A 10,842-nucleotide genomic window follows, 5' to 3' on the forward strand; every position below is an offset into this window, starting at 1 on the left:
GCCGGCACCGCGAGGTACACCGCCCGCCCACCGCTGGCCACCGCCAGCCGCAACGACCGCAGCGGACCCGCGATGCCCGCGGCCTCGAGCGCCTGCGCCGGCCCCAGCAGCGGCTGCGATGCATCGAGCGGCGGCAGGTGCCGCAGCCGCTCGGCTTCCGTGAGCTTGGGGTAGCCCACGTACATCATCACGACGCCCGAGACGAACCACATCGCGAAGAAGGCGCACACGACCACGCCCAGCCAGCGATGGACCAGGAACAACCAGCGCTTGAGATGCATGGCCGCTCCTTCCGTCAGAAGGCCACGCGCAACGCGACGTCCGCCGTGCGCGGCGCGCCGAGGTAGGCAAAGGTGGCGCCCACGTTGGCCGCGTAGACCCGGTTCGTCGCATTGCGGATGCGGCCCACCACGGTGACGGAGCGGTTCAGCTTCCAGCTCAGCCCCAGGTCGAGCAGCGTGTAGGCCGGCCAGTTGATGGTGTTGGCCGCATCGGCGTAGACCTTGCCCACATGCCGCAGCCCCGCGCTGGCCTGAAGCCGGGGCGTGATCGCATACGAGGCCCACAGGTTCGCGACCACCGCCGGCGTGTTGGTCGGCGTGCGGCCCGCGAGCGACACCCCGCTCTGCGTGAAGTTCTCGTAGCGCGCATCGACGTACGCGAGGTTGCCCTGCAGCGACCACTGCGGCGTGGGCTGCAGCCCGACTGCCAGCTCCACACCCTTGGACGACTGCTCGCCCACGAGCACCGTGAGCGCGCTGTTGTTCGGGTCTTGCGACGCGATGTTGCGGCGGCGGATGCTGTAGGCCGCGAGCGTGGCCGTGCCCTTGCCCTGCCAGAAGTCGAGCTTGCTGCCGACCTCGATCTGCCGGCCCGTGGTCAGCTCGCTGTTGTTGCGCACATCGGCGAACGAAGCCGTCGAGAGCACGCCCGAGGGCGGGTCGGCGGCCGTGGCGTACTGCGCGTAGAGGTTGGCGCCGGGCGCGAAGTCCCACACCAGGCCGACGCGCCCGGTCGTGGGCTGGTAGCCGCGCTGGAAGCTCGCGGGGTTGGCCGCGTCCACCGTGCGGCGGTTCACCACGTCGAGGTCGATGCGCTCGTGGCGCAGCGCCGTCACGAGGTGCAGCGACGGCTGCAGCGCGGTGCGGTTCTCCAGGTAGAGCGCGGTGGTGCTGACTTTGTTGCTGCGGTCGGGGCGAAAGCCCGGCACCATGCCGCGCACGTCGAAGAACTGCTCGGTGGTGAACACATAGGGGTTCACCGTGCTCACGACCGCCGGCAGGCTGTTGGGAAAGCGCGTCTGCCGGTTCACGCTGAAGTCCAGCCCGAAAGACCAGTCGCTTTTCCAGCCGCCGAGCTGGCCCCGGTAGACGCCTTCGACGCGGTTGCCGACCACGTCCTGGTCGTGCCGCTGCAGCAGCGCGCCCGAGCGGATCACCGCCGTGTTGGCGGCGTTGTAGCGGTAGCTCTCGACGTTGCGGTAGTCGCGCAGGGCGTCGTAGGCGTAGAAGGTGTTCTTGAACTGCAGCGCGTCGCTGGCCTGCCACTCGGTCACCGAGCGCAGCCACTGCACGCGCTGCGCGTAGATGCCGTCGGCGCTGTTGTAGTTCTTGAAGCGCGTGGCGCGGTCGATGCGCAGGGTGCCCGCCACGGGGTTGAGCGCGGGCGTTCCCCAGTAGGGCCGGTCGACCTGCTCGTCCTGGTACTCGTAGGCCAGCGTGTGTTTCACGCCGCCGCCGAAGTCCGACACCAGCGAGGCCGCCAGTTGCGTCGACTTGCCGCGCGTGCCGTCGGTCCAGCCGTCGGCCTCGCGGCGGTTCACGTCGATGCGCGCGTAGTGGCTGCCGGCGCCGCCGTCGCCGGCGATGCGGCGGTTGAGCCCGAAGGACGCCTCCCTGAGGTTCTGCGTGCCCAGGCGCAATTGCGCCTCCGCGAAGTCGCTGCGCTCCGCGACCTTGGTGATGTAGTTGATGGAGCCGCCCAGCGCGCCCGAGCCGAACAGGAAGCTCGACGGGCCGCCGATGGCCTCGACGCGGTCGTAGATCCAGCTGTCCACCGGGCGGGCCGCGATCGAATACTGCACGTTGATGCCGTTGAACAGCTGCGCGATGGAGTTGCTGCCGAAGCCGCGATAGCTGACGCCGATGTTGCCCGGCGCGTCGTGCGCGGTCACGCCGGGAATGGCGCGCAGGATCTCCTGCGTGTTCTGCGCGCCGCGCGCGTCGATGACGGCGCGGTTCACCACCGTCACCGAGGCGGGCGTCTCGCGCGGCGTGAGGCCGAGGCGGCTCGCGGTGTCGGAAGGCGTGTCGAGGTCGAGCCGGCCGTTGGGCGCGAGCGCATCGTCGGCGACCTCGACCTGCGGCAAGGCATGCACAGCCGGTTGTTGGGCCCACGCCGGCGCGCAGGCGGTGCCGAACAAGGCCAGCAGCCCGAGCGTGGAAGCGGAGGGAACGGAAAGGGACGGCAGCGTGCGGCGCAAGGCAGCGCCGCCCACGGAAGGGGAACGACGGGACATGGAATCTCTCTTTGCGGCGGCGCGCCCGAACGGCTGCGCCGGCCGCGCAACGACCGGAGGCTCACCGCGTCGCCGCGCCGGGTCAGGCGGCAGCGCCGGGTGAAGGAAGGAACGGTGTCAGGAGAGCGTCGGCGGCCCGCGCGCGGGGAGCGGCGAGGCCGTGGCCGCCGCAAGGCGGGCGGCGGGAATGGACTGCAGCGCGCGGCCGAGCGGCAGCGGTGTCGGCAGCTTCAGTTGCGCCGTTGCCGGCGGCGGACCGGAGACCATGCACAGCGGGCAGTCCATGGCGGCGGTGCCCAGCTCGACGGCACCGTCTTCGCCCTGCACGATGACCTTGATGGTGCCCGCGCTGGAGCACACCAGTTCCATCGCCTGCGGATGCACGATGGGCGAAGCCACCGCGATCAGCAACGACGCCATGAACCACGCGAGCACCAGTCGGTGCAGCGAGCAGAAGGTTCGAAGGGCGTGCATGGCGCCGGATTATGGCCCGGGCCGCCCTACCCTTCGCCCGTTGCCCCTACACCGTCTGCTCGATTGCCTCGCGCATGCAGCGCGTGATGCCGCGCACCGCTACCGAGTCGGGCCGCGCGGCAAAGCGCAGCGCGCGGATCGGCACGGGAATGTTCGGCTCCAGCGTGAGCACGTCGACCTTGCCACCATCTGCCGAGCGCGCGGTGCAGCCGTCGATCAGCGCCACGCCCAGGCCGTGGTGCGCCATGGCCAGCGCCGCGTGATACGTCTGCACCGTCACCACCGCCTGCTGGAAGCCCACGCCGGCCTGCCGGCAGGCCTGGCTCAGGCTGGTGCCGACGGGGTCGCGGCTGTCCAGGCCGATCACCGGCCGGTCGATCAGGTCGTGCAGCGCCACCGAGCCGTTGCGCACCAGCGCGCGCGGCAGCATGCCCTTGGGCGCGACGCACACCATGCGGCTGTCGGCCAGCGTCTCCTGCGTGAGCGAGGGATGCACGGCGGGGCTGAACGCAAAGCCCACGTCGGCCTCCTGCAGCAGCAGCGCCGACATGATCTGCGGCGAGTGCAGCGACTCCACCGTGATCGCATAGCCCGGATGCCTTTCGCGAAAAGCCTTGAGCGCGCGCGGCAGGATGTCGTAGCTCAGCGCCAGCACGCTGAGGATGCGCAGCTCGCCCGAATCGCCCGCCGTGCGCAGGTTGGCGGCGAGCCGCTGCACCTCGTCGAGCTGCGCGAACAGGCGCTCGATGTGCGGGTACAGCGTGAGCGCCTCGGTGGTCGGCGTGAGCCGGCCCTTGGCGCGCTGGAACAGCGGAAAACCCAGCTGCAGCTCCGCATGCTGCAGGGTGCGGCTGACCGCCGGCTGCGTGATGTTGATGAGCCGCGCCGCCGCGCTCACGCTGCCCGTGAGCATGATCGCGTTGAAGACTTCGATGTGGCGCAGGCGCATGGCCGGGGACGAATCAGTTGCCGGAAGCCGTCTTGCCGCGCGCGATGTCCATCACCATGCGCGTTCCCAAGTAGAGGCGCGGCTCGATGGAGTCAACCAGCACGTACTCGGCATCTGCCGAGTGCGCGCCGAAGCCCTGCAGGCCGAAGCGCTCGATGACGGGGGCCTTGGTCTTCAGTGCCGCGAAGGCCGCGTCGGTGCCGCCGCCGGCGGCCTTGTCGTCGGCGCCCAGCGGCAGGCCGAGCTCGTCCTTGTAGATCTGCTGCGCGTGGCGGGCCATGGCGCGCGAGGCGTCGGTGGCTTCGAGCGGCGGACGGCGGCGCTCGAACTTCAGCTCGACCTTGGCCTCGGGAATGAGCTGCTTCTTCACGCGCTCGTTCACCTGCTGCTCGATGCGGTCGTAGTCGCTGACCTTGAGCACGCGCACGTCGCGCCCGCGGTGGCGCTGGCCGGAATCACGTTGCGGTTGGTGCCCGACTTGGAGATGGTCCAGTTCATCTTCAGGCCCGTGGCCGGGTCGGACAGGTCGCGCATCTGCAGGATCTGGTGCGACAGCTCGTAGAGCGCGTTCACGCCCAGCTCGGGCGCCGAGCCCGCGTGCGAGGCCTTGCCCGCCACGTGCAGCGTGACCGAGGCAATGCCGGCCGTGGCCAGCGAGAGCTTGTCTTCCTTGACGTAGGCGCCTTCGAAGGACATGACGGCGTCGTGCTCGGCGCCCATGCGCGTGATGAGCGCGCGCGCGCCGGGCGAGCTGATTTCTTCGTCGCCGTTGATCAGCACGGTGAGCGTGCCGTATTCCTTGAACTTCATGGCCTGCAGCATCGACACGATGTGCGTGATGACCGCGATGCCCTGCTTGTCGTCGGCGATGCCCAGGCCGTAGGCCTTGTCGCCGTCGATGCGAAACGGCTGCTTGTTGAGCATGCCGATGGTGTAGACCGTGTCCATGTGCGCAATGAGCAGGATCTTCTTCTTGCCCGTGCCCTTGAAGGTGGCGCGCACCACGCGGCCCATTTTCTCGGGCGTGTCTTCCATGCGGTAGGCCTCGGCGCTCGGGTCGATCAGCTCGACCTCGCCGCCCAGCGCCTTGAACTTGTCGGCAATGAGGTTCGAGATTTTCTCGAGCCCGTCGAGGTCGCGGCTGCCCGACTCGATGGAGACCAGGTCCTTGAGCGTGTCGAGCAGCGCGGGCTTTTCCTTGGCGGCGAGCGCGGCAATGCGGGCATCGGGCGCGGCGAAGGCGGAGCCGACAAAGGCCGCGCAGACGGCGGCGAGCAGGAACTGGCGTTGCGGAAATTTCATGGGGGAGATGTCTTCTTCTGTTCTGTCTGTGTTGTTCTTCAATGCGCCTTGTCCCAGTTGGGACCGACGCCGATTTCGGCGAGCAGCGGCACCTTCAGCGCGGCCACGCCGGCCATGAGGCGCGGGATTTCGGTGCGCACCCATTCGACTTCCGCCTCGGGCACCTCGAACACCAGTTCGTCGTGCACCTGCATGATCATCCTGGTGCCGCGCTTTTCTTCGTCAAGCACGTTCTGTACCTTCACCATGCTGAGCTTGATGAGGTCGGCCGCGGTGCCCTGCATGGGCGCATTGATGGCCGCGCGCTCGGCGCCGCCGCGGCGCGGGCCGTTGGGCGAGTTGATCTCGGGCAGGTACAGGCGCCGGCCGAACACGGTCTCCACGTAGCCCTGCTCCTTGGCGAGCGCCTTGGTCTCGTCCATGTAGGCCTTCACCCCCGGGTAGCGCGCGAAGTAGCGCTCGATGTACGAGGCCGCGGCCTTGGTCTCGATGCCCAGGTTCTTTGCCAGGCCGAAGCTGCTCATGCCGTAGATCAGCCCGAAGTTGATGACTTTGGCGTAGCGGCGCTGCTCGCTCGACACCTCGTCGGGCGTGGAGCCGAACACCTCGGCCGCCGTGGCGCGGTGCACGTCGATGCCCTCGGTGAAGGCGCGCAGCAGCGATGCGTCGCCGCTGATGTGGGCCATGATGCGCAGCTCGATCTGCGAGTAGTCGGCGCTGGCGATCACGCTGCCGGCCGGCGCCACGAAGGCCTCACGCACGCGGCGGCCTTCGGGCGTGCGGATCGGGATGTTCTGCAGGTTGGGGTCGTTGCTGCTCAGGCGACCCGTGACGGCCACGGCCTGTGCGTAGTGCGTGTGCACGCGGCCGGTGCGCGGGTTGGCGAGCTGGCCGAGCTTGTCGGTGTAGGTGCCCTTGAGCTTCGAGAGGCCCCGGTGCTCCAGGATCTTGGCGGGCAGCGGGTAGTCTTCGGCCAGTTTCTCGAGCACTTCCTCGTCGGTGCTGGGCGCGCCGCTCGGCGTCTTCTTGACCACGGGCAGGCCCAGCTTGGTGAAGAAGATCTCGCCGATCTGCTTGGGCGAACCCAGGTTGAAGGGCTGGCCCGCGATGTCGTAGGCCTCCTGCTCGAGCGCCATGATGCGCGTGCCGAGCTCGTGGCTCTGCGCGGCCAGCGTGGGCGCGTCGATCAGCACGCCGTTGCGCTCGATGCGGTAGAGCGCCTCGCTCGAATCCATTTCGAGCTGGTAGACGAAGCGCAGCTGCTCGTTCTTCTCCAGCTGGGGCCACAGCGTGTTGTGCACGTCGAGCGTCTGGTCGCTGTCCTCGCACGAGTACTCGGCGGCCTTGGCGATGTCGACCTGGCTGAACGGAATCTGGTGCGCGCCCTTGCCGCACAGGTCTTCGTACGAGATGCCGCTGCGGCCCAGGTGGCGCTCGGCCAGGCTCGACAGGCCGTGCGGCTTGTGCACTTCGAGCACGTAGCTCTGCAGCATGGTGTCGTGCGCGTAGCCCTGCACCTCGATGCCGTGGTTGGCGAACACGTGGCGGTCGTACTTGATGTGCTGGCCGAGCTTTTTCTTGTCGGCGTTCTCGAGCCAGGGCTTGAGCCTGGCAAGCACTTCGTCGATGGGCAACTGCGCGGGCGCGTCGGGGTAGTTGTGCGTGAGCGGAATGTAGGCCGCTTCACCCGGCGTGACGCTGAAGCTCACGCCGACGATCTGCGCAACCATCTCGTCGAGCGAGGTGGTCTCGGTGTCGATGGCGGTGAGCTCGGCCGCCTCGAGCTTTGCGAGCCAGGCGTCGAACTGCTCCCAGGTGGTGATGGTGTCGTACTTGAGGTTGCTCGCGGGCGCGGCGGCCTCGAGCGCTTCCATTTCGGAGGGCTCGTCGAACAGGCCGCTCTGGTCCTTGTCGACCTTGGCGGCGGATTTCTTCTTGAGGCTTTCCTCGATCAGCTCGGGCGGCACTTCCTGCGACTCGAGCGTCTTCACCAGGCTCTTGAAGCCGAACTTCTCGTAGAAGGGCTTGAGCTCGGCCGTTTGCGGCGCGCCGACCGGCAGGGCTTCGAGCGACGGCAGGCCGCTGACGTGGCCTTCGAGGTCGCAGTCGGTGCGGATGGTGACCAGGCGCTTGCTCAGCGGCAGCTTGTCCAGGGCGTTGCGCAGGTTCTCGCCGGCGGCGCCCTTCACTTCGGCGGCGCGCGCCACCAGCGCGTCGAGCGAGCCGTATTCGAGCAGCCACTTGGCCGCCGTCTTGGGGCCGACCTTGGGCACGCCGGGCACGTTGTCGACCGTGTCGCCCACCAGCGTCTGGTAGTCGATCATCAGGTCGGGCGGCACGCCGAACTCGGCCGTCACGCCGGCCACGTCGCGCCGCTTGCCGTTCATGGTGTCGATGATGGTGATGTGCTCGTCGACCAGCTGGCTCAGGTCCTTGTCGCCGCTGGACACGATGACCTCGACGCCCTGCGCGGCGGCGATCTTGGCGAGCGTGCCGATGACGTCGTCGGCCTCCACGTCGGGCACGCTGAGCACGGGCCAGCCGAGCAGCCGGACCACTTCGTGGATGGGGTCGATCTGGCTGCGCAGGTCGTCGGGCATGGGCGAGCGGTTGGCCTTGTACTCGGGGTACCAGTCGTCGCGAAAGGTCCTGCCGGGCGCGTCGAAGATGCAGGCCGCGTAGTCGGCGCGCACCTCGCGGCGCAGCGCGGTCATCATGTTGATCATTCCCCGGATGGCGCCGGTGGCCGGGCTCTTGGGGTCGCCGGGCACGGCCCGCAGGTCGGGCATGGCGTGGAAGGCGCGGTAGAGGTAGCTCGAGCCATCCACGAGCAGCAGCGTTTTCTTGTCGGTCATCGAGGCATTTTGCCGTGCCCGGCCCAGCCTGCGGAACCACACCGGGACGAGGTGCAAACCGACACCCCTCTTGCAGGCGCACGCCTACAATCAGCGCATGCCTAGCTCCACACTCCTGGTCGCCCGCCGCATCCTGCTGGCGCTGGCTTTCGCAGCCCCCTTTGCCGCCGTGCACGCGCAGCAGCCCGCGCCCGCATCCGCGGCGGCTCCCGGTCAGCCGCTACAAAATCAGGAGCAAACGCCCGCCGAAGGCCGACGCAACCAGAAGGTGGAAAACCTCCACACCGAAGACAGCGCCGCCACGGTCGACGAAGTCCGCTACGGCGGCCGCACGCAGAGCATCAACGTCAAGCCCAAGTCGAACATGCCGGGCTACGAAGTGATCCCCGCCGACCAGGCCACGGGACGCCAAGGCTCTTCGGAAACGGGCGCCAACGGCCCCCGCGTCTGGAACGTGATGAAGTTCTGACCGTGCGCTTCTTCGTTTCCGCCACATCCCCCGCAACGCGGCGCTGAGCACCGCCATGGCAGTTTTTACCGAAGTCGGATTCGGCGAGGCAGACGCGCTCGTCCAACGCCTGGGCCTGGGCCCGCTGCGCGAACTGCGCGGCATCGAGGGCGGCATCGAAAACACCAACTACTTCGCGACCACCGAGTCCGGCGAGTTCGTGCTGACGCTGTTCGAGCGCCTGAGCGCCGAGCAGTTGCCGTACTACCTTTGCCTGATGAAGCACCTGGCGACCGCCGGCCTGCCGGTGCCCGCGCCCGTGGCCGGCCCGCCCGCGCCCGAGAAAGCGGCCAGGAAGGGCCAGGCCCCCGCACCCGCCGCCGAGGCTGCCTGCGACCTGCTGCACACCGTGGCCGGCAAGCCCGCCGCCGTGGTGCAGAAGCTCTCGGGCCGCAGCGAGCTGGCGCCCGGCGCCGCCCATTGCGCCGAACTGGGCGCCATGCTGGCGCGCATGCACCTGGCGGGGCGCGACTATCCGCGCATCCAGCCGAACCTGCGCGGCCTGCCCTGGTGGAACGAAACGGTGCCCGTGGTGCTGCCGTACATCGAGGAATCGCAAGCTGCCCTGCTGAGCGCCGAGCTGGCCTACCAGAACCACGTCGCCGAATCGTCGGCCTATGCGGCCTTGCCGCGCGGGCCGGTGCACGCCGACATGTTCCGCGACAACGTGATGTTCGCGACCGGTGAAGACGCCGCGTCGCCGCGCCTGACCGGCGTGTTCGACTTCTACTTCGCCGGCACCGACACCTGGCTGTTCGACCTGGCCGTGTGCCTGAACGACTGGGCCATCGACCTGCCCACCGGCCGCCACGACGCCGGGCGCGCCGACGCGCTGCTGTCGGCCTACGAAACCGTGCGCCCGCTGAACGCGGCCGAGCGCGCGCTGCTGCCCGCGATGCTGCGTGCCGCCGCGCTGCGCTTCTGGATCTCCCGCCTCTGGGACTTCCACCTGCCGCGCGAGGCGAGCATGCTCAAGCCCCACGACCCCACGCACTTCGAGCGCGTGCTGCGCGACCGCGCCACCCACCCGCATGCCATGGCTCAAGCGCTCGAGCCCATGGCGGCCTGACCCTCACACATGAAACTCAACCTCGTGCCGGCGCGAACCGGCGTCGAATGGGTCCGCCTCGGACTCAAGAACTTCTGGCGGCAGCCGCTGGCCTTCATCTCCCTGTTCTTCATGTTCATGGCGTTGATTTCCACCATCTCCCAGCTGCCGCTGATCGGCAACTTCCTCGCGATGATGATGCTGCCGTTCTCGACGCTGGGCTTCATGGTCGCGGCCTCGGTGGCGACGTCGGCGTGCCCGAGGACGCGGCGGGCGGCGTGAGGAAGCCGACCGGCGCGGTCATGTTCCTGTCGGTGGCGCAGGCCATGAAGACCGAATGGCGCTCGCTGGCCGTGCTCGGCGTGATCTCGGCCGTGTACTTCTGCCTGACGGTGGTGCTGACGGCGTTGGTCGACGGCGGCCAGTTCATGCGCAACTACTTCCTGAACGAGCCGCTGACGGCCGAGCTGATGGCCAACAGCAGCGTGCAGATGGCCAGCCTGGTACAGACGCTGCTCACGCTGCCGCTGCTGCTGGCCATGTGGCACGCGCCGGCGCTGGTGCACTGGCACCGCGTGGAGCCGGTGAAGAGCATCTTCTTCAGCCTGGTGGCGGTGTTTCGCAATTTCGGCGCCTACGCGCTGTTCGGGCTGGTCTGGTGCGGGGTGTTCCTGCTCGCCATCATCGCCGTGGCGCTGGTGGCAACCGTGGTCATCGGCGTGGGCTCGCTGGGCTCGGGCGCCGGTGCCATGGCCATCGGCAACGTGCTGATGATCGGCACCGTGCTGACGCTGGCCGCAACGGCGCAGGCGCGAACTGGTTCACCTTCCGGGACACCTACAACCCGAACTGACCGGGCCCGGCCGGCGGATGCTTTTCAATCCGCCGAGGCCCCGTCCTTGCGCAGGCTCGCGAACAGCGACCACGCCATGCCGGCCAGCAGCAGCAGGCCGGCCCCCAGAGCGCCCCACAGCCACCACTTTTTCGACGACGGCTCCTTGGCGGGAGCCGGCGGCTCTGCGGTGGCCGCAGCCGCGGTGACGGCCGCGGCCGGCAAGGCGACCGATGCGCTGTCGGCGGCGACGGGCTTGTCCGCCGCATAACCCGGGATCAAGGTCGACAGCGCGAGCGGCGCGCCGGGCTCCGTGCCTGCCACGGTGCCCGCCGCCTCCGGCGCCGCGCGCCAGG

General features: G+C 68.9%; 8 protein-coding genes and 3 pseudogenes. 4 read left to right on the forward strand and 7 right to left on the reverse strand.

Going from position 1 to position 10,842, the window contains the following annotated elements; genetic code table 11:
- The 6 genes and pseudogenes from BMG07_RS37240 to polA form a co-directional block, all read right to left on the reverse strand.
- Window positions 1-281 (reverse strand): annotated as a pseudogene (locus BMG07_RS37240) (PepSY domain-containing protein); the annotation flags it as partial.
- 14 nt (window positions 282-295) lie between these two features.
- Window positions 296-2,518 (reverse strand): TonB-dependent siderophore receptor, encoded by a 2,223-nt coding sequence (locus BMG07_RS37245; protein ID WP_198088696.1) that lies wholly within the window; start codon window positions 2,516-2,518, stop codon window positions 296-298.
- A 117-nt stretch (window positions 2,519-2,635) separates the two neighbouring features.
- Window positions 2,636-2,992 carry a hypothetical protein gene (locus BMG07_RS37250; RefSeq protein WP_198088697.1) on the reverse strand — a complete coding sequence of 119 codons (357 nt, stop codon included), beginning with the start codon at window positions 2,990-2,992 and terminating at the stop codon, window positions 2,636-2,638.
- A 46-nt stretch (window positions 2,993-3,038) separates the two neighbouring features.
- Window positions 3,039-3,941, reverse strand: a complete 903-nt coding sequence (locus tag BMG07_RS37255; protein ID WP_198088698.1) for a LysR family transcriptional regulator — start codon at window positions 3,939-3,941, stop codon at window positions 3,039-3,041.
- Between the two features lie 13 nt (window positions 3,942-3,954).
- A pseudogene (locus tag BMG07_RS37260) lies at window positions 3,955-5,243 on the reverse strand (M20/M25/M40 family metallo-hydrolase).
- Between the two features lie 38 nt (window positions 5,244-5,281).
- On the reverse strand, window positions 5,282-8,098 hold the full coding sequence (gene polA / locus BMG07_RS37265; RefSeq protein WP_198088699.1) for a DNA polymerase I: 2,817 nt from the start codon (window positions 8,096-8,098) through the stop codon (window positions 5,282-5,284).
- Between the two features lie 97 nt (window positions 8,099-8,195).
- Here polA and BMG07_RS37270 point away from each other — a divergent pair, with 97 nt between their 5' ends.
- The 4 genes and pseudogenes from BMG07_RS37270 to BMG07_RS43555 form a co-directional block, all read left to right on the forward strand.
- Window positions 8,196-8,567, forward strand: coding sequence for a hypothetical protein (locus BMG07_RS37270; protein ID WP_198088700.1), 372 nt, complete (start codon window positions 8,196-8,198; stop codon window positions 8,565-8,567).
- Window positions 8,568-8,622: 55 nt separating this feature from the next.
- Window positions 8,623-9,675, forward strand: coding sequence for a homoserine kinase (locus tag BMG07_RS37275; protein ID WP_198088701.1), 1,053 nt, complete (start codon window positions 8,623-8,625; stop codon window positions 9,673-9,675).
- Window positions 9,676-9,684: 9 nt separating this feature from the next.
- Window positions 9,685-9,936, forward strand: coding sequence for a hypothetical protein (locus BMG07_RS43550; RefSeq protein WP_269759781.1), 252 nt, complete (start codon window positions 9,685-9,687; stop codon window positions 9,934-9,936).
- Window positions 9,937-9,980: 44 nt separating this feature from the next.
- Window positions 9,981-10,382: pseudogene (locus BMG07_RS43555) on the forward strand (BPSS1780 family membrane protein); the annotation flags it as partial.
- Window positions 10,383-10,531: 149 nt separating this feature from the next.
- On the opposite strand, the gene BMG07_RS37285 reads toward BMG07_RS43555, so the two are convergent.
- A complete protein-coding gene (locus BMG07_RS37285) occupies window positions 10,532-10,810 on the reverse strand; it encodes a DUF3999 family protein (RefSeq protein WP_307867267.1) in 279 nt (92 codons plus the stop codon).
- Window positions 10,811-10,842 lie beyond the last annotated feature (32 nt).

The sequence above is a fragment of the Variovorax sp. E3 genome (assembly GCF_016082275.1).
Classification (GTDB): Bacteria; Pseudomonadota; Gammaproteobacteria; order Burkholderiales; family Burkholderiaceae_C; genus Variovorax.

Coding starts and splice junctions, on each gene's coding strand:
- BMG07_RS37245 (WP_198088696.1), bottom strand. CDS start 2,518: ATGTCCCGTCGTTCCCCTTCCGTGGGCGGCGCTGCCTTGCGCCGCACG.
- BMG07_RS37250 (WP_198088697.1), bottom strand. CDS start 2,992: ATGCACGCCCTTCGAACCTTCTGCTCGCTGCACCGACTGGTGCTCGCG.
- BMG07_RS37255 (WP_198088698.1), bottom strand. CDS start 3,941: ATGCGCCTGCGCCACATCGAAGTCTTCAACGCGATCATGCTCACGGGC.
- polA (WP_198088699.1), bottom strand. CDS start 8,098: ATGACCGACAAGAAAACGCTGCTGCTCGTGGATGGCTCGAGCTACCTC.
- BMG07_RS37270 (WP_198088700.1), top strand. CDS start 8,196: ATGCCTAGCTCCACACTCCTGGTCGCCCGCCGCATCCTGCTGGCGCTG.
- BMG07_RS37275 (WP_198088701.1), top strand. CDS start 8,623: ATGGCAGTTTTTACCGAAGTCGGATTCGGCGAGGCAGACGCGCTCGTC.
- BMG07_RS43550 (WP_269759781.1), top strand. CDS start 9,685: ATGAAACTCAACCTCGTGCCGGCGCGAACCGGCGTCGAATGGGTCCGC.